The following is an 18,213-nucleotide window of genomic DNA, read 5'->3' as shown; positions in this document are numbered from 1 at the left end:
ACGAGAACGCCCCACGGCCGCTGAGAGGACCGAAGCGGCCCCTCGTGGTCCCGCTCAAGCGGGGCGCCCGGCCGGAGCGCCCCCGCCCGTCGCTCAGCCGTCCATGTCGCAGCACGAGTCGCGGCGCAGCTGACGCCCGACCGCCAGCCAACCCTCGTCGTCGTGATGCGCCGCCGCCCGCTTCGTCGCCGCGTGCGTCGCCTCGTACGCGCCGACCAGCTTCCGCTGCTCGTACGGCACCCCGCCGCGCAGCACGGACACCGTCCGTACGAGCGAGTCGAAGTCCGTGAACGGGTCGCCGTCCACCACCGCCAGGTCGGCGAGCTTGCCGACCTCCAGCGTCCCCAGGTCGCGGTCCGCGCCGTAGACGCGGGCGGGCAGGATCGTCGCCATGCGCAGCGCCTGAGCGGCGGTCAGGCCGCAGCGGTGCAGCGCCCGCAGCCCCATGTGGAGCGAGAGGCCGACGGGAACGAGCGGCGAGTCGGTGCCGAGCGCGACGAGCCCGCCGCCGGCCAGCACCCGCCGGTAGACGTCGATCTCCCGCTGCGCCGCCGCCAACTGCTCGTCGGTCGGCGGCGTTCCGGCCGTCTGCTTGACGAGCGCGCTGTCCCAGGGCGGCATCAGCGTCGTGACCCGAGGGTCGTCGGCCAGCTCCGGCGACGCGCCGATCAGCGGGGTGGACGTGAAGATCGTCGCCACCATGTGGAAGTCCGTGGCCGTGTAGATGTCCGCCACGTCCTCGTAGGCATACCCGTTGGCGGTCACCGCGTGACCGAACTCCAGCCGCTGCGTCGCCTGAAGATGGGTCGTCAGGTCCTGCCCGACCTGGATGCCCGGCGTGCACAGATGGCTGCCGCTGCGCACCCCCAGCTCCTCGTGGGCGAACTCAGCGGCCTCCTTCATCACCCAAGAGGGCGCGCGGACATAGGTTTTGACGAAGTCCCAGTCCAGTGCGGACGCCCGGTCCAGGGACCGGCGCAGCCCGTCCCGGGTGCGGTGGGCGCGGCCCATGCTGTACGCGACGCGCGAGCCGTCCAGCAGCTCGCCGGTCGACAGCAGCCGCGGCCCGGCCAGCCCGCCCGCCGACACCGCCTCGCGGACCCGGGCCTCCTCGTACGCGAAGCCGCCGAGCGCGACGGCCGTGGTGATGCCGTACGCGAGCTGGAGCGCCGTCTGCCGCCCGCCGTAGGTGCTCTGCCACGGGTGGGTGTGCGAGTCCCACAGGCCGGGGATGACGGTGCGCTCCGACGCGTCGACCATGTGCTTGCCGCGCCGGCCCGCCCGGTGCGGCTCGACGGCGGCGATCCGACCGTTCCGCACCACCACGTCGACGTTCTCGCGGACCTCGTCGCCCGTGGCGTCCCAGAACTTCCCGGCCTGCACGACGGTGTCGGCGGGCCGGGGCCGCCGGTAGTCCAGCGGAACGCGGACCGTACGCGCCGTGCGGCCCGCCACGTCCAGGAGCCGCAGCCGCCCGGCCGACAGATACATCAGCGAACGCGAATCGCCGGACCAGGACGGATGGTCGGCGGCCTCGTCAGTGAGCCGCCGGGGCGCCCCGTCCGGCGTGCCGTCGGGCCGTACCGGCAGCACCCACAGCGCGGACTCGATGATCAGCGCCATCGAGCGGCCGTCCGGTGACCACACGGGGCCGGAGTCGTAGCGGTCGGAGATCGAGACGTGCGGGGCCGCGGCGTGCAGCCGGTCCTTCCCGGTCGCCGCGTCCACGACGCGAATGAGGTTGTACCCCTCCCGGAACCGCTGATTGAGCCGGTTGCGGTCGCACAGGGCGATGAAGCGGCCGTCGGGGGACCAGCTCGGTCTGCCGGGCAGCCCGCCGCCGCCCATCGGGGCGGCCAGCACCCGCTCCGCGCCGCTCGCCAGCTCGCGCACGACCAGGTTTCCCGACATGTCGACGGCGGCGAGCCGCTTGCCGTCGGGCGAGAGCGCCGGGTGCACCCGGCCGCCCTCGGCCAGCACCGTCTCCTTCCCGGAGGCGAGGTCGCGGCGGCGCACGGCGAGCAGCCCGTCACGGTCGTCCGCGTAGACGAGCGCCTTGCCGTCGGCCGTCCAGGACGGGGCCAGCACGTACCGGGTCGGGTCGGCCCGTACGATCCGGCGCGGCCTGCCGCCAGAAACATCGGCCACCCAGAGGGAGTTGAGGGCCGCGAAAGCGACCTGCCGGGCGTCCGGGGACAGTGCGGGCAGATGCAGGGAGCGCACCGGGCGGACCCCGTAGCCGTCGAAGTCGTAGCGCTTGACGCGGTAGCGGGGCCGGTCCACGGACAGGCTCCCCTTGAAGGGGATCGCCGTCCCCGCGTCGGGCTTGTCCGGTCGTACCAACCGGAACTGCCCGTCCACCGTCAGCAGCACCTCGTCCCGCGACACCCAGCGCACCGGCACCGGGGCCACGTCGCCGTGGACCGGCACCGCCTCGCCGTCCACGACCAGGGTGCAGGTCCCGCGCCCGGACGTGGCCGCGGCGGCGGTCCGCAGATAGGCGAGCCGCCCCGCCGCGGAGAGCGCCGGGGTCATCACCTGCACGTCCGCGCTCTCCGTGCGCTCGGCCTTGACCGTGCCCCCGCCGTCGGCCGGCACGGACGCGACCGTACGGGCCTCCAGCGCGGACCCCGCGACCTTCGCCCGTACGAACAGCAGCCGCGCGCCGTCCGGCGACCAGGACGGATCGAAGTCCTCCCACGCGCCGTCCTGAAGGGGGCCGTCCTGCCCCGCGAGCCCCGTGATCTGCCGCAGCGCCCCGGTCCGCACCTCCGCCACCCAGACGCGGTACGGACTGCCGGTCACCGGGTCGCCGCCCCGCTCGGAGGCGAAGGCGATCCGGGTGCCGTCGGGCGACCAGGACGGGCCGCGGTCGTCCCACGGCCCGTCGGTGAGCTGCCGGAGCCCGCTTCCGTCGGGGCGCAGTGTCCAGATGTGGAAGCCGCCGCCCCGGTACGCGCAGACGGCGAGCGTCCGCCCGTCCGGCGAGAAGACCGGACGCGTGGGCTCCAGATCGGGCTGCGTGAGGGGAACGGCCTTACCGGGTTCGTGTGCCTTCCGGCCTCCCGAGGTCTCGCGGGGGACGGACCACAGGATGTTCTGGACCTCGACGACGAGGCGGTCGCCGGCGGGGGAGAGGGTGCCGGAGCCGTTCGTGGCCGCGGTGAACGACAGCGTGGCCGGCGCGGTCGCCGTGGACGCCCCTTCGGAGGCGGTGGCCGTCCCGGCGGCCAGCGCCTCCGAAGGGATGGCCACTGCGGTGCCCGCCGCGGCGGCGGTGCCGGCCGCCGCCTGGAGGAACCTGCGCCGGGAGAGCGCTGAGGGTTCGGGGGTATCCGTGGGGTCGGCGGTGGCCAACTGTCCTCCTGGGGCGCGGGGATCGTGCGGGTCAGGGGTGGGACCTCGGCAGGTTGCCTCCCGCCCGGGTCCTTGGTCAACACCGCGTCACAAGATCATCGAAACCGGCGCGCGAACCGCCTGAACGCGGAAGACGCGTGAAGGACGCACCGAAGACGCGCGGAGGGCCCGTCGCCGTCGGCGCCGTTGTGAGTGCCGGGCACTACGGTCGTTCGTACCGTACTGATCCATCCCGGACCGGCACGCCACCCGACGGCGCGCCCCGGTATCGCCACGAACGGCTGAACGGAGAGGCCCTGATGCCCACCGCCGAGGATGTCCGCGCCATCGCGCTCTCGCTCCCCGAAACACAGGAGAAACTCGCCTGGGGCCTGCCCACCTTCCGCGTCGGCGGCAAGATCTTCGCCTCCCTCGCGGACGACGACGCCTCCGTGGGTGTCAAGTGCCCGAAGGAAGAGCGCGCGGAGCTGATCGCGGCGGAGCCGCAGAAGTTCTTCCTGCGGCCGGGACACGACGACAACTACGACTGGCTGCGGGTGCGGCTCACGGCCGTCGAGGACGCCGGGGAGCTACGGGCCATCCTCGCCGACTCCTGGCGCCAGGTAGCTCCCCGCAAGATCGCGGACGCGCACCCCGGCCTCGGAGGCACGGCCGAGGTATGAGCGGCCGGCCCTCGCCGGGACAGGGCGTGCTCAGACCCCGCCGGGCTTGAACACGTCCTGCTCGACCAGCAGCTTGTCGATCCGGGCCTTGTCCACCCGGTTGGTCACCTCCTCCACCTCCTGCCGGTCCCGCACGCACTTCGCCAGCGTGAAGGCCGACGACACGACGAAGATCAGCCCCAGCGCGAGGAACGCCCGCTCCCACGCCCCCACGGGCAGCTTCGCGATGCCGATCGCCAGCGCGGTCAGGGACAGCCCGAAGGAGATCGCGGCCTGAACGAAGAACGCGGCCGTCGTCGGCCGCTGGATCGATGGAGTGCTCATACGCGTAGCGTGTCCGACCGGTGACATGCGCACATGAGTACACCTACTCACCCGCCCCCGGACACGCCCCCTCGCCACCCGAAGACCCACAGGTCAGAAGGTGGGAGCGACCACCTGCCGAAGTGCGGTATCGTTCTCGTGCGCGGTCGGCCAGGGCAACAGCCGGGGCCGGGTGAGCATCGGGACGTGGCGCAGCTTGGTAGCGCACTTGACTGGGGGTCAAGGGGTCGCAGGTTCAAATCCTGTCGTCCCGACTCGAAAGAGTCGCAGGTCAGAAGGTCGCATCAGAGGAATCTGGTGCGGCCTTTCGCTGTTTTCGGAGGCTTCGGAGGCTTCGGAGGCTTCGGAGGCTTCGGGGGCTGTGGTGCTGCCGCGCTCCGACCGTCGAGCGGGCCGCTGACCGTCCTTTCCGGTCGGCCGACACGGGCCGGGTCGCCCGCGTCACCGTGGGTAAGGATGGGCGCGGGCGATCACCAGGCGGACGGTGGCACCCGATGTCCTGGAAGGGGAACGGCTTTGCGCACTCTGACCTTCGTCGTCGGCACGGGACGCAGTGGCTCGACCGCGCTGTCCCACATCGTGAACGCGCATCCGGATGTGCTCAGCCTCAGCGAGCTGATGGCTTCGGTGGGTTCGGGCGGGCTGCCCGAGGGGGAGCTCGACGGCGGGGCGTTCTGGCGGCTTCTCGCGGAGCCCAATCGGGTCTTCGACGCGATGACGCGCAGCGGTGTGCCGTTGCCGGAGTTCGTCTACGTCCGCAAGCCGGGGCGGTTCGGGGTGGAGACCACCGGGATTCCCGCGCTCTCCCTGATGGTGCTGCCGCACCTCACCGATGACCCCGACGGGCTGTTCGACGTGCTCGAAGGGGAGGTCACGTGTTGGCCGGTCCGTAGCGCGGCCCGGCACTACGAGGCGTTGTTCGAGACGTTGTGCGCGCGGTTCGGGCATGGCGCGGTGGTCGAGCGGTCGGGGTATTCGACGCATTTCGTGCCGCGTCTGCGGGCCGCGTTTCCGCGGGCGCGGTTCGTGCATCTGTTCAGGGACGGGCCCGACTGCGCGCTGTCCATGAGCCGGCACACGGGGTTCCGGATGATCTTCCTGCTGCGGGAGCTCAGAGACCGGGCCGGGGTCCGGGACCTCAAGGAGCTGACCGAGGACGACGTACGCGCGCTGCCGCCCGAGATGTCGGCGCTGCTCGGCCACCGCTTCGACCCCGCGCTCGTACGCGACCGCGACCTGCCGCTCGAAGGGTTCGGCGCGCTGTGGTCGGAGCTCGTGGCCCAGGGGGAGGCGCATCTCGGCGAGGTGCCCGCCGAACTGCGCACCCGGCTCGCCTACGAGGAACTGCTCGACGCTCCCCGCGAGGAGCTGACGCGGCTCGCCGAATTCATCGGCGTCGAACCGCTGCCGGAATGGCTCGACGCCGGGTGCGCGCTGCTCGACAACGGGCGGCGCGGCGCCTCCCGGCGGCTGCCGGCCCGTGAACTCGACGCTCTCAAGGAGGGGTGCGCGCCGGGTGCGCGGGTGCTGGCGGCCGGGCGCTGAGAGCCAGGGGCGCCGACCGGCCGGCTGCCCTGTCCGGGGAGGTCCGTGACAGGGCAGCCGGTCGGCCCTACCGGTGCTGTGCGCCCACCTCCGGGGGGCCGCCCGCGTCCCCGAGGTGGCGCCACCGGACCGGGTCGTGGGCGTTCGCCCCCTCCCTGGACGCGGGCAGCGCGCCCCGGTCGGCGCACTCCAGCACGAGCATCTCGTCGCTGCCGGGCTGGAACGCGTAGTCGACGCGGTCGAGCCGCGACGGGATGCCGTAGCCGTCGAGCGCCTTGCGCATCCGGTCCAGCGGCTCGTAACGCTTGTCGCTGGTGTGGTGCAGCAGCGGGAACAGGCGCACCTGCCGCCGGGCCAGGCGGGCCAGCTCGATCAGCGAACTCAAGTGGAACGCCTCGTCGAGCTGCGCCCCGTAGGAGAACAGCAGATGGGAGCTGAGCACGAGATCGAAGGAGCGGTCGGGGAACGGCAGGTTGGGCAGCGAGCCCTCGACGTAGCGGTCCGGGCGGGTGCGCAGGTCGGCCGCGAAGGTGCGGGCGGCCTCGGTGCGCAGCCGGGTGTAGCGCTCGGCGTCGCCGAACCAGCTCCAGACGAACTTCGAGGCGTTCTCCGTCATGAACGCGTGCTTGTGCGCTATCTCACGCTCCACCAGATCACCCAACCCGGCCCGTTCCGCGCCGTATTGGGGGTCGACGGCGACGGCGTCGGTGCCGCGCTCCCCGGCCAGGGCCGTGAAGCTCGCGGACCCGCCGGGGCAGTCCAGGACGCGCAGCGCGAGGTCGTCGTCCGACAGCGCGAACATCGCACGGTACTCGTCGAAGGAACGAGCGCTGATCAGCATGGCACCGCCTCACCCTCTGCCGATGAAGGGCATGGTCGTGGGCAGGACCGTGAGGAACTGCACGTTGGTGTCGAGCGGCATCGACGCCATCAGCAGCAGCGCCTCGGTGAAGCGCTCCACGGGGATCGTCGCCTCGACGGCCATCGTCCCGTCGCCCTGCATCGCGGGCGGCTGCGGGCTGCCGTCGACCGGGGTCACGTTTCCGACGTCGATCTGCCCGCAGGCGATGCCGTACTGGCGGCCGTCCAGCGACAGGCCGCGGGTCAGTCCGAGCACCGCGTGCTTGGCGGTGGTGTAGGCGACGGCGTTCGGGCGGGGCGAATGCGCGGACGGGGCACCGTTGTTGATGATGCGTCCGCCCTGCGGCGACTGGTCCCGCATCATGCGGAACGCCTCCTGCGCGCAGAGGAACGTGCCGGTGACGGTGGTGTCCATCACCCGGCCCCAGTCCTCGAAGTCCACGTCCGCCACCGGTCGGCGCGGCACGGCCGCGCCCGCGTTGTTGAACAGCAGGTCCAGTCGGCCGAACCGGGTCCGTACGGTCTGGAACAGGGCCGCGACCTCGCCCGGATACCTGATGTCCGTGGGGACTGCGATCGCCCGGTCCGGGCCGGCGCCCGAGGCCGCGACGGTCTCCTCCAGCACCTCCTTGCGGCGGCCGGCCAGCGCGACCGACCAGCCCTGGTCGAGCAGGGCGAGCGCACTGGCCCGGCCGAGTCCGCTGCCGCCGCCCGTGACGACGGCGATCTTGTTCTCGGCGCTCACCGCTCGTTCATCCAAGCGCGCAGGATCCGCCGGGACTGCGGACCGGGGACGTCGATGTAGGGCGAACGGCCGTGCAGCACACGGCTGTTGCGGATCATCAGCAGGTCGCCCGCGTCCAGCCGCATCCCGAAGGCGATCTCCGGGCGGTAGAGCACCTCGTCCAGGTAGTCCAGCGCCGCCAGTCGCTCGGCGCCGAGGTCGGCGGAGGCCCGTACGGTCCGGGTCTGGTAGTAGCAGCCGACCGTCCCGTCGTCCTGGGTGAACAGGATGGGGGTGGTGACGATCTGCTGACCCGCGCGGCCGGTCCGGTCGAAGGTCCACTCCTCCTTGAGGAGGGCGAGTACGTCCGGACGCTCCCGTTCGATGATGTCGTGGACGTGCCGGGCGCTGGCCAGCTTGGTGTTGCCGCCGCCGTCCGCGGCCGGCTGAAGGCACAGCAGCACCAGCAGGTCGCAGGTGTCGCAGTGGAAGCCCAGCTCGGTGGCGCCGTCGCCCTCGCGGTCGCGCAGGATGGTCCACAGGTCGCCCTGGGCGTTCTGCGGGATGGCCCCGGCCACGTCCCGGAGAACGAACGACAGTTGGGTGATGAGGTCGGCGTCGGGCGCGTCCGGGGAGATGACGTTGCGGACGTTCACGAACCCCACCGCGTCCAGGCTCCGCCCGATGAACGAGCGCACGGCCGTATGGGCCCGCTCGCCCGCGCCCCAGCGCTCGGCCAGCGCGTCGGCCCCCAGCAGCCGCCGGTCTGCGTCGTCGACCGACAGCGACCACACATCGCGTGCGGACTCCAGGTACTCACTGGTCCAGCCGATGTCGCCGATCGTGGTTCCGGTCATGGTGCGATCAATCCCTTCGGGAGTCGTGCGGACTTGCGGTCGTTCACTCCGCGGCCGCGGTCGCGGCGGACGACGAGACGGCCTTGGCCCAGAGGCTCAGCGCCTCGTCGATCTGCTCGGCGGTGACCACGAGCGCCGGGATCATCCGGATGACATTGCCGTGCACCCCGCAAGGGAGCAGCAGCAGGCCGAGGTCACTGGCGGCGCGCTGGGCGCGCTGCGCGGCCGCCGCGTCGGGCGAGCCGTCCGGCCCGCAGAACTCGCTGCCGGCCATGAGCCCCAGCGCCCGTACGTCCGCGATGGCCGGGGCGTCGGCGGCGATCCCGCGCAGCCCGTCCGCCAGCCGCTGCCCCTGCTCGGCGGCGTTCTCCACCAGCCGCTCGTCGCGGATGACGTCGAGCGTCGCGAGCGCCGCGGCGCACGCCACGGCGTTGCCGCCGTACGTACCGCCGTGCGACCCCGGCCTCGCCTTGGCCATCAGCGCGGTCGGCGCGGCGATCGCGGAGAGCGGGAAACCGCTCGCCAGCCCCTTGGCGGTGGTCAGGATGTCCGGCACGAGACCGTCGCTGTACTGGTGGGCCCAGAACTTCCCGGTCCGGCCGAACCCGGTCTGGATCTCGTCGAAGACCAGCAGAATCCCGTGCCGGTCCGCGCGCTCCCGAAGCCCCGTCAGAAACCCAGCGGGCGCGGGCACATACCCGCCCTCGCCCAGCACCGGCTCGATGAACATCGCCGCCGTCTCCTCCGGCGCGCTGACGGTGGCCAGCACCCGGTCCAGCCCGCGCAGGGCGTGCTCGACGGCCTCCTCCTCGCTCATACCGAGCCGGAAGGCGTCCGGGAACGGGGCCACCGCGACCCCCGGCATCACCGGACCGATCCCGGCGCGGAAGCGGTGTCCCGCCGTCGTCATCGCCGCCGCGCCCATGGTGCGGCCGTGGAACGAACCCTCGAAGACGATCACGTTCTGCCGGCCGGTGGCGTGCCGGGCGAGCCGCAGCGCCGCCTCCACCGCCTCACTGCCGGAACTCATGTAGAACAGCGAGTCCAGTCCGGGCGGCAGCACGTCGCCGAGCCGCTCGGTGAGCGTCAGCAACTGGTCGTGCAGCACCGTCGTGTACTGCCCGTGGATCAACTGGCCCGCCTGCCGCCGCACGGCCTCGACCACCCGCGGATGGCAGTGGCCCGTGTTGGTGACGCCGACCCCCGAGGTGAAATCGAGATAGCGCCGGTCTTCGGCGTCGAAGAGGTACATCCCCTCACCCCGCGTGGCGACGACGGGAGTGGCCTGCTTGAGCACGGGGGACAGCTGGGACATGGCTTCACCTTCTGTTGGAACGGGTGCGGTCACAGGGGCGGCGGTCTTCGGATCGGTTGGGGGGAGAGGGGCGGCGGTCGTCGGGTCAGTCGGGGGGAGAGGGGCGGCGATCTTCGGATCAGTTGGGGGGAGAAGGGCGGCGGTCATCGGGTCAGTTGCGGGGAGAGGGCCGGCGTCGGCAGGAAACCGGCGGCGGCCGCCCAGGACAGGGCCGCGGACCACCACCGCGGGCTCGGCTCGGCGAACCGCACGCCGAGCCGGTCGAGTACGGACGTCGTCCACGCGCTGTCCACGGCGACGTTGCGGTCGCCGAGCTGGAACCAGGTCGACGCCAGCCGGGCCGTCGTCGGATCGTCCCGCTCGGCGCGGGCCAGCGCCGCCGCGAACGTGTCGTCGTCCGTCAGGCTGATCGGATAGCCGTGCTCGATCATCCAGGTCACCAGATCGTCGTGGGCCACCGTGTGCGGCGTCTCGACGTGGTAGACGCCCGGCGCGGCGTAAGGATGGGCCGCGATCGCCGCGATCCCCGCCGCCACCGTGTCGACGTACGAGAACTCGAAGGTCGTCGACGGCCGGCTCGGCGCCGCCCCGGCCAGCACGTAGCCGCGCACGGTCTGGTAGATCCGGTTGTCCTGGACATTGCGCTGGAACGCGCCGGTGCGGCTGTGCGCCGCTATGTGGCCGCTGCGGTGGACGTACGCCTGACGGCCCGTCGCGGCCCAGGCGCGCACGGTCTCCTCGGCCCGGAACTTCGCCCTCTCGTACGGCGTGCGGAAATCCTGACCGATCCTCAGATCGGCCTCGCTGAACCGGCGTACGGGCCCGTCCACGCCACCCGAGACGGCGAGCGTGGACACGTGGTGGAAGCGGGCCGCGGGGGCCTCCGCGTCGACCCAGGCCAGCAGCCGCCGGACCGCGAGGTTGTTGGTCCGCTCCAGCTCGGTGGGCGAGGCCACCAGGCGGGTGTCCGCGGCGGCGTGCACCACGACCTGGGCCTCCCGGGCCCGGGCGAGACCGGCGGGGGACAGGCCCAGCCCCTCCCGGTCGATGTCGCCGGCGACCGCGTCGACGCCGCCGAGCCTGCGCGCCGCGTCCGCGTCGCTCTCGCCGCGCACCAGACAGGTGACCCGCGCGCCCCGCTCGGCCAGCGCGGTCAGCAGATGGCCGCCGAGATAGCCGGTGGCCCCGGTGAGCAGCACGCGGGCCGGCTCGCGCAGTATTCGCCAGCCGCTACGGGGCGCCGGCACGCCGGTGTGCAGCAGTTGGCCGGAGGTCGACACCGCCGCCCTGACGTGCGGGGGAGCCGTGGCGCCGGCCGCGGCGGCCACCTCGCGGGCGAAGCCCGCGAAGACCCGGTCCGCGTTCTCGTGGGACAGCCGGGGCCACGCGTACACGAGGTCCGCCACCAGCCTGCCCTCGACGACGCGGGCGGTGAGCCGGACGCGGTAGAGCGAGTCCCCGGTGGCGCAGCGGGCCGCACCGGCCTGCTCGTCGGCGACCGACCAGCCCAGGGACGGCTCGTCGGGCAGCCGGAACGTACCGAGGAAGTTGAAGGCGACCTCCGGGCGGATGCCGTCGACGTCCATCGGCAGTTGCTCGGCCTCCCGCAGCCGGCGCTCGACCTCCGGCGCCCGGTCCGCCCCGTCGAGCCCGCCCCGGCCGCCGGGGGCGTCGAGCGCCACCCACTTCACGGCGGTGAACCAGCCGATCGTGTCCAGATACCGGCCCGCGTCGCCGCCGGTCTCCCGCCCGTGCGTCTCCACCTCCACCCCGAGGCTGGGCTGACCGCTCCAGGCCGACATGGCATCGGCGAACGCCGACAGCAGGACCGCTTCGAGCCGCTGCGCGCACCCGTGCCACGCCACCAGCCGCTCCGTCGCCCGCTTGTCGAGCGTCCAGGTGAGCGTCGCCGGTCCGGGGTCGCCGGCCGGGTCGTCCACGGGCAGCAGCGGGGCGACCGCGCCGTGCACGGCGGCGGTGGCCGACGGCGACGCGGAGGCCCACTCGTAGAAGTCGGCCGTCGGCGGAAGGTCCGCCGGAGTGCCGGAGAGTTCGCAGCGGTAGGCGGCGGCGAGGTCGTCCAGCAGGATGCGCCAGGACAGGCCGTCGACGGCGAGGTGGTGCGCGATCACCGCGAGCCGGTCGTCGACGCCGGGCCCGCCCGCGAAGAGATGGACGCGCAGCAGCCGCCCGGCCTCCGGGTCCAGGCTGCGGTGCAGCTCGGTGCAGACGCCGCCCACCGTCTCGGCGACGGACTCCGCCGGCCGGATCGACGAGTACGACACCACGTCCAGGTCGCCGACCTCGCGCGGGTCTTTCGGACCGTCCGGACCGACCGGCTGACGCAGGGCCGGATGGCGGCGCAGGACGGCCGCGAGCGCCGCCGAGAGAGCCTCGGCGTCGACCCGCACGCCGCAGCGCAGGACGACGGACTGGTTCCAGTGCCGCGGTTCGTCCACGGGCTGACGGAACAGCCACCGCTGCGCGGGCGCGAGCCGGCGCCGCTCGGCGGTGACCGTGCCCGCCTGCGGCCGGGGGTGCTCGGGGGCCGCGAGGGCGGCGGCCGAGAGGAGGGCCGGGGTCGGGTGCTCGTAGAAGTCCTCGAACGCGACGCGGTGGCCGCGCCGGCGCAGGAACGCGATCGTGCGCATCGCGAGGATCGAGTCCCCGCCCAGGCTCAGCACATCGGCGCCCGCGTCGACGACGGGCAGGCCGAGGGCCTCCGCCCACAGCTCCGCTATGGCACGGGCCAACGGCTCGGCGGCCTGACCGGCCTCCGGGAGGCGCGCGTGCTCCGTGGCCGGTTCGCCTTCCGCGGCCCGGCCGTCCGCCGCTGTCAGCTCACCGCTCGTGCCGCGCGCCCGGGACTCGATGAGGCCGGCCACGACGGCGCCGAGGCGCTCCCGGTCGAGCTTTCCGTTGGCGCCGTACGGGAAGTGCGGCACCGCGAGGATCGGCTGCGGCACGGAGTAGCCCGGCAGCCGGTCGCGCAGGTACGAGCCGAGCGTGGCGAGCGTCTCGCCCTCGCCGCGCCCGTCGGTCAGCCCCACCGCGGCCAGCAGCTGGCTGCCCGCCGGTGTCTCGCGGACGATCACCGCGGACTGGGCGACGCCCGGGAACCGCTCGATGGCGTGCTCGATCTCGACGGGGTCGACGCGGAAGCCGCGCACCTTCACCTGCCGGTCGGACCGGCCGACGAAGACCAGGTTCCCGTCCGGGCGGCGGCGGCACACGTCACCCGTCCGGTACACCCACGCCCCGTCCTGCTGGATGAAGCTGCGCGCCGTTTCCTCCGGCCGGCCGAAGTACCCCGCGCTGACGCCGCGCCCGCCGATGTGGAGTTCGCCCTCCGGGCCCTCGGGGACCAGCTGGAGATCCGCCTCGCCGATCGCGGTGCCGATGGGCACCGTCGCCTCGTCCGCGGGCAGTTCGGCCGCTGAGGAGGCGAGGAAACACGTGGCGCCGACCGTCGTCTCGGTCGGGCCGTAGTGGTTGGCGACGCGCTTCGCGACCCCCTGCTGGAGCAGGCTCGCGGCGAGCGAGCGCGGCAGCGCCTCGCCGCCGAGCAGCACGGTGTCCAGGGCCGGGCTGTCCGACGGCCGGCCGGCCAGCAGCGCCGTCAGATGCGACGGCGTCGTCTTGAGCACCGACACGCCCGCCGTGCGCAGGGTGTCCCAGAAGGACTCCGGGTCGCGCGCCCGGTCGTCGGGCACGACGTGCACCGAACCGGCGGTCGCGAGCGCGAGCAGCCAGGCCGTGTGGCCGAGGTCGGCCGCCAGCGTCGTGACGTGGGCGACGCACGGCGCGTCGGCGTCGGTGAGCCCCAGCCGGTCGCGGAGCGACTGCGCGTAGTGCACCGTGTTGGCGTGGGTGACCGCCACGGCCTTCGGCTCCCCGCGCGACCCCGAGGTGAACGACAGGTACGCCACGTCGGTCGGCCGGCAGCGGGCGGCGGCGGGCGACTCCACCGGGGCGGCGGCGGCCAGCGCGTCGACGTCGAGCACCTCGGTCCCGTACGGCTCGGGCGCCCGGACCGCCGAGGTCGTGGTGAGCGCGCAGCGCGCCTCGACGGAGTCCAGCCGCCTGAGCACGTCGGCCGCGCTCCACCCCGCGTCGACCAGCACCGCCGCGGCCCCCGAGCGCAGCACGCCGTACAGCAGGGCGCACATCCTGGCGTCCCTGGCTCCGAACAGCGCCACCCGGTCGCCGCGGCCGACGCCGAGACCGCTCAGGCGGGCCGCGACATGGCCCGCCACCACATCGAGCTCCCGGTAGTCGAACGTGCGGTCGCCGTCGCTCAGGGCGGGGCGGTCCGGGTAGGCGGCGGCGCCGCGGATGAGCAGGTCGGACAGTGATGCGGTGGATCGAAGGGCACGCGTCATGTTCGTTGGCCTCCGGTTGTGGCATGCGAGGAGATGTCACCGGCGATGAAGGCGGTCAGTTCCTCGTCGGCGGGCAGCCGCTGGGCGAGCTCCCACGCGACCATGCGGTGCAGTCCGTCGAGGTGGATGAAGCCGTCGCCGACGCGCACGTCCGCGTAGTGGTCATGCGGTACCGGGTGGGTGCTGAGGTAGAGCGAGGTGAACGCGGAGTCCCGGAAACGGGAGAGCTTCGCCGTGCACACCGGGTTCGCCCCGGCCCACTCCGCCTCACGCGCGCCGATGAGCCGCGCGGCCTGGCCGACGGTGAGCCCGGTACGCGGCACGAGTTCGTACGCGCCGCCCTCGCTGAGGTGCCAGGGCAGCATGACGTCGAGGACGTCCGCGCGGCCCAGCCGGACCTTCGACCAGCTCCCGAAGGCCTTGTCGGCCAACTCCAGGCAGTTCTCCGTGTCCTGATTGGTGTTCCCCTGGTGCCGCCGCGCGACGGGGTGCTCCCGCCGGAATTCCGTCTGCACCTCGTCGAAGGTGACCGAACTGACGACCTGCATGCTTGATGCCCCTCCTCACAGTGAGTCGGCGTACTCGGTGAAGTGCCGCTCCGCGAACAGCTCCGGCCACCGGCCGCCGCCGAGGCCGAGGTCCCGCGCCTTGGCGAGCATGCCTCGCCAGTAGGGCTTCACGGGCCGCCATCGAGCTCCGGTCTGGCAGTATGACGCGTCGACGAAGTAGCGGGGGCGAGCCGCCTCGTCCGGCCCCGCGACGGGCCTGCGGGCGTGCAGCAACGCCGAGTTGACGAGCACGGTCGAGCCCGGGGGCAGGCTGTCGATCTCGATCTCGCCGGGCAGTTCGGCGGTGCCGAGGTGGGCGAGCGCGGACTTGCTCCGGGGATCGCGGTGGGAGCCGGGCAGGACCGTGAGGTTGCCGATCGTCCCGTCCAGGCCGCCGATGTAGTGCAGGGTGTGCACCATCAGCAGCGAGGGGTCCCCGTCGTCGTTGGGTTCGTAGTCGTGATGCCACGGCTTGCCGGCCATTCCGGGATTGTGCCGGTCGCTGTGCAGATGATGGAAGACGAATGAGCTTCCTATGAGTTCACGCAGCACCCGCAGCAACGGCTCGTACGTCAGGAGTTCGCCGTGTGCGGGGAGCTCCAACTCAAGGACTGGCAATAAATCGTCGGGGGAGGGGTCGACACAGGCGGCAATGGAGCGGGCGCGCAGGCCGTCGTCCACCCAGTGGTCCACCTCGACGGTGAGGCGGTCCCGTAGCGACTCGGGCAGCAGACCGGGGAGAACGAGGTATCCCGACTCCGCGAACTGCTCCCGCCGCGTCAGGACGGTCCCGCTGTCCTTGAAAATCGGTGGCATGTGGGCATTCACACCCTCTCACGTGACGATCACGTCGTGAACGTGTCTTCCAAGCGGCCGGTTTCAATGGGACGAACCCGGTTCAATGGCGTGCAATGGCTGTTCGATACCGCGCGGTAGCTTTGCTGGAATGCCGGCAGACCGGCCGGTTACGGGCCCGGGGGCGCCGGGACGGCGGCGGCGATTCCTCCCGGCCCGGCTGCCTCGGATTCTGCGTCATTCGGCTGCGGGCGGCATAGGCGAGGTTCCGGTCAAGGTTTGGGAAATTCGCGGCGGCGTCATCCCGGATCTCCGGAGTCGATGACCGCGACGCGCTCGGTTTCGCGCGGCGGGGATATGCGGTGGAGGTCCGGAGACGGGAGTTCGGCGGATGGTCCGGCAACCTCTCGGGTATCGGGGGCAGTCGGCGAACTCGCGCTGCCCAGCGGAGAAAACCGGGTGCCGAGCCATACGAGGAACTGAACGGCGGCCGCCGCCGCGAACAGCGCCGGGGCGCCGAACTCGGTGAGCAGCAGGCCGCCGCTCACCGCGCCCAATGGCACGGCCGCGAAGGGCACGGCGCGTTGCAGTCCGACGACCCTGCCCAAGAAGGCGGCGTCGACGGCGCCCTGACGGTAGGTCCGCCACGGGACGATGAACAGTGAAGTCGAGGCCCCGGCGAGAAACCAGGACACGGACAGCGCGCCGACATCGATTCGGACGGCGGGCAGCAGCAGCGCGACGGCCATCGCGCCCATCGCACTCTGCATGAGCGCGCCCGCCGAGAACCTCCGCAGCAGGGCGGGCGCGCACACGGCGCCCAGCACGGCGCCGAGCCCCTGCGCCGCGGAGACCACCGCGAGCGACGCGGAGAGCCGGCCGTCCGGACCGGCCACAATGTAGATCAGGTTGGCCGTGACGGCGGGGAAGGAGAAGTTGGACAGCGTCAGCAGCACCGTCGCCCACAGCAGCCCCCTGTTCTTCGTGACCACGCGCAGCCCCGCGAGCGAGTCCGCGCCCAGCGAACGGCACAGCGCGCCCAACGGCGCCCGCCGGCGCCGCCCGGCCGCGAGGACCGCCGTGCCGCTGATCAACGCGGCGGACAGCATGAACGAGACCGCGTTCGCGAGGCTCGCCACGGTCGGCCCCAGCAGCGCGACGACGGCGACGCCCGCGACCGGGCCGAGCATGCTGAGCGTGCCGTCCGCGCCCTGTATCCAGGCGTTCATGGCGGCCCGGCGCTCCAGCGCCACCCGGTCGGTGAGAAACCCCTGGAAGGCGGGGAACGAAAAAGGCCGAACACAGCCCAGCAGGAAGGCCGCGGCCATGACGGGGCCGGCCGAGGCGTGGGCCAGGCACAGCGCCCCGACCCCGGTGACGATCACCGCGGAGACCACATCGCACCGGATCATGAGCTGCCGCCGGTCGGTACGGTCGGCGACGACCCCGCTGAACAGGCCGATGACCACGTAGGGAACGAACTCGACCGCGTAGGCGAGCGCCGTCGAGAGCGCCGAGCCGGTCAGCTGGAGGACCAGGGCGGGCAGCGCGAACCGGAAGATCCAGTCGCCGCCGCTGGAGACGATGAACGCCGCCCGCAGCAGCACCTCGTCGCGTCGCCGGGCTCTGTCGTCCAGTCCGTCGCCCAGTTTGTCGCCTATTCCGTCGCCTATTCCTTTGCCTATGACGTGCCGACGACCGCCCGCGGCGTGCCGGAGACGGCTCATGACCTGCCGGCGACCGCTCATGGCGAACCGGCGAGTGCTCATGGCGAGCCGGAGACGGCGACTCCGAGTAGTGGCCGGCGGCGGCGCGGAGCCCCTCTCTTATCAGGGCGGGTGAATCTCAAAGGGCGTTCACCCAGCGGATTCCGCTGCTTCCGGCGAATGCCGGGCCACTTCGGGGAAACGTTGTCCAGCCGAGGTCGCCGGGCGGGTGTCGTGTCGTCGAGAGGCGGCCGTGTACAGGATTCGGCTGAAGTACGTGCGCTGTTCATCGGCAATCCCTTCGGCAACGTCCGTGTGTGCTGCACGATTTGGAGGCCGCTTCGGGGTGTGTGCCGGGTAAGGGGGATACTGCGAAGTCAGGCAAACCCATGTCTGATGCCTCATCAGGAAGAAAGCCCGGATCGGTCGCGCTTGGCCGGGATTTGGATTCGACGCGCTGGGAATGGGCGGCCGCTGAGCGAGGTCGCGCCTAGTGGCGCGGCCCCCGGCCAGGGTTCCGGCGGAGTGCGGAGAGCTTGGTTAACGGATGCTCTCGGCAACGTAGTTGGTATACGTAGCGATCAATGGGATGTGAACTTAACAAGGGCCCGAGCATCATGTCTAGACCTCTGCGGAGAGGCGCTCCGAATCCGCCGCGTGACACGGAGTCACGAATGTGTGACCTGGGACACATAGTTCTTGACAGTCGTCCGGGCCCTGCTCAAGCTCGACCTGCGTTGGCCTGAACCAAAAAATTGCTCCGGGCCGACAAGGAGACGGAGGCTCATGCTCCAGCCGTCAGGTGTTTTCTCCGCGGGCGCCCGGCATTCACCCGGTGAACGACGCGTGGGAGCAATGCGGATACCGCCGTAGAGCACGGCCCTCTCGGGACGGCACGCGGTTCTCGGATTCTCCATGGCGGCATTCGGCAATCCGCCATGGCGGCCGCCTCGCCACGTCCCGTCGCGCCCTGCCGTGCCCTGTCGCCGGGCGTGCTGAGGCCGTCACATGGATGACCCGGCCGACACCGTCGTCGGCCGGGTCGCCGCCCAGACCGGCGCGGCCGCCGTCATCCTCTCCTCCTCCCACCTCGGCTTCGCGCTCTCCACCACCCAGGTCTGCTCCGGCGCGGTGATG

Annotated in this window: 12 protein-coding genes and 1 tRNA gene; 3 read left to right on the top strand and 10 right to left on the bottom strand. The window is 72.4% G+C overall.

The window, feature by feature from the left end; translation table 11 throughout:
* Positions 1-93: 93 nt before the first annotated feature.
* The gene (locus AB0I22_RS30465; RefSeq protein WP_363134176.1) at positions 94-3,357 is read right to left on the bottom strand and encodes an amidohydrolase family protein; all 3,264 of its coding nucleotides are present in this window, start codon (positions 3,355-3,357) and stop codon (positions 94-96) included.
* 299 nt (positions 3,358-3,656) lie between these two features.
* Here AB0I22_RS30465 and AB0I22_RS30460 point away from each other — a divergent pair, with 299 nt between their 5' ends.
* Complete coding sequence (locus AB0I22_RS30460; RefSeq protein WP_363134175.1) at positions 3,657-4,019, top strand: MmcQ/YjbR family DNA-binding protein; 363 nt, start codon at positions 3,657-3,659, stop codon at positions 4,017-4,019.
* 30 nt (positions 4,020-4,049) lie between these two features.
* On the opposite strand, the gene AB0I22_RS30455 is transcribed toward AB0I22_RS30460, so the two are convergent.
* On the bottom strand, positions 4,050-4,343 hold the full coding sequence (locus AB0I22_RS30455; RefSeq protein WP_363134174.1) for a YiaA/YiaB family inner membrane protein: 294 nt from the start codon (positions 4,341-4,343) through the stop codon (positions 4,050-4,052).
* A 180-nt stretch (positions 4,344-4,523) separates the two neighbouring features.
* Between AB0I22_RS30455 and AB0I22_RS30450 the strand changes: the two genes are divergently transcribed.
* Positions 4,524-4,597: transfer RNA gene (locus tag AB0I22_RS30450), tRNA-Pro, on the top strand.
* Positions 4,598-4,859: 262 nt separating this feature from the next.
* On the top strand, positions 4,860-5,888 hold the full coding sequence (locus AB0I22_RS30445; protein WP_363134173.1) for a sulfotransferase: 1,029 nt from the start codon (positions 4,860-4,862) through the stop codon (positions 5,886-5,888).
* Between the two features lie 67 nt (positions 5,889-5,955).
* Here the strand turns inward: AB0I22_RS30445 and AB0I22_RS30440 are convergent, their stop codons facing one another.
* The 8 genes from AB0I22_RS30440 to AB0I22_RS30405 form a co-directional block, all read right to left on the bottom strand.
* Entirely contained in the window at positions 5,956-6,729 is a 774-nt protein-coding gene (locus AB0I22_RS30440; protein ID WP_363134172.1) for a class I SAM-dependent methyltransferase, read from the bottom strand.
* A gap of 9 nt (positions 6,730-6,738) precedes the next feature.
* On the bottom strand, positions 6,739-7,509 hold the full coding sequence (locus AB0I22_RS30435; RefSeq protein WP_363134171.1) for an SDR family oxidoreductase: 771 nt from the start codon (positions 7,507-7,509) through the stop codon (positions 6,739-6,741).
* A complete protein-coding gene (locus tag AB0I22_RS30430; protein WP_363134170.1) occupies positions 7,491-8,330 on the bottom strand; it encodes a TauD/TfdA family dioxygenase in 840 nt (279 codons plus the stop codon). The genes AB0I22_RS30435 and AB0I22_RS30430 overlap by 19 nt, the downstream gene beginning before the upstream one ends.
* A gap of 43 nt (positions 8,331-8,373) precedes the next feature.
* A complete protein-coding gene (locus AB0I22_RS30425) occupies positions 8,374-9,645 on the bottom strand; it encodes an aminotransferase class III-fold pyridoxal phosphate-dependent enzyme (RefSeq protein WP_363134169.1) in 1,272 nt (423 codons plus the stop codon).
* A 143-nt stretch (positions 9,646-9,788) separates the two neighbouring features.
* On the bottom strand, positions 9,789-14,027 hold the full coding sequence (locus tag AB0I22_RS30420) for an AMP-binding protein (RefSeq protein WP_363134168.1): 4,239 nt from the start codon (positions 14,025-14,027) through the stop codon (positions 9,789-9,791).
* Positions 14,024-14,575, bottom strand: coding sequence for a DUF6309 family protein (locus AB0I22_RS30415; protein ID WP_363134167.1), 552 nt, complete (start codon positions 14,573-14,575; stop codon positions 14,024-14,026). The genes AB0I22_RS30420 and AB0I22_RS30415 overlap by 4 nt, the downstream gene beginning before the upstream one ends.
* A gap of 15 nt (positions 14,576-14,590) precedes the next feature.
* Positions 14,591-15,391 (bottom strand): phytanoyl-CoA dioxygenase, encoded by an 801-nt coding sequence (locus tag AB0I22_RS30410; RefSeq protein WP_363134166.1) that lies wholly within the window; start codon positions 15,389-15,391, stop codon positions 14,591-14,593.
* Positions 15,392-15,669: 278 nt separating this feature from the next.
* Positions 15,670-17,139 carry an MFS transporter gene (locus AB0I22_RS30405; protein WP_363134165.1) on the bottom strand — a complete coding sequence of 490 codons (1,470 nt, stop codon included), beginning with the start codon at positions 17,137-17,139 and terminating at the stop codon, positions 15,670-15,672.
* Positions 17,140-18,213 lie beyond the last annotated feature (1,074 nt).

The organism is Streptomyces sp. NPDC050610, from assembly GCF_040654875.1.
In the GTDB taxonomy this organism is placed as follows: domain Bacteria; phylum Actinomycetota; class Actinomycetes; order Streptomycetales; family Streptomycetaceae; genus Streptomyces.
The sequence above is the reverse complement of the archived record's forward strand: the minus strand, read 5'-3'. Positions and strand labels throughout refer to the sequence as shown.

What these genes read in the sequence shown, in the direction of transcription:
- AB0I22_RS30460 (WP_363134175.1), top strand. Translation starts at nt 3,657, where the DNA reads ATGCCCACCGCCGAGGATGTCCGCGCCATCGCGCTCTCGCTCCCCGAA.
- AB0I22_RS30455 (WP_363134174.1), bottom strand. Translation starts at nt 4,343, where the DNA reads ATGAGCACTCCATCGATCCAGCGGCCGACGACGGCCGCGTTCTTCGTT.
- AB0I22_RS30440 (WP_363134172.1), bottom strand. Translation starts at nt 6,729, where the DNA reads ATGCTGATCAGCGCTCGTTCCTTCGACGAGTACCGTGCGATGTTCGCG.
- AB0I22_RS30430 (WP_363134170.1), bottom strand. Translation starts at nt 8,330, where the DNA reads ATGACCGGAACCACGATCGGCGACATCGGCTGGACCAGTGAGTACCTG.
- AB0I22_RS30425 (WP_363134169.1), bottom strand. Translation starts at nt 9,645, where the DNA reads ATGTCCCAGCTGTCCCCCGTGCTCAAGCAGGCCACTCCCGTCGTCGCC.
- AB0I22_RS30420 (WP_363134168.1), bottom strand. Translation starts at nt 14,027, where the DNA reads ATGACGCGTGCCCTTCGATCCACCGCATCACTGTCCGACCTGCTCATC.
- AB0I22_RS30415 (WP_363134167.1), bottom strand. Translation starts at nt 14,575, where the DNA reads ATGCAGGTCGTCAGTTCGGTCACCTTCGACGAGGTGCAGACGGAATTC.
- AB0I22_RS30410 (WP_363134166.1), bottom strand. Translation starts at nt 15,391, where the DNA reads ATGCCACCGATTTTCAAGGACAGCGGGACCGTCCTGACGCGGCGGGAG.
- AB0I22_RS30405 (WP_363134165.1), bottom strand. Translation starts at nt 17,139, where the DNA reads ATGAGCACTCGCCGGTTCGCCATGAGCGGTCGCCGGCAGGTCATGAGC.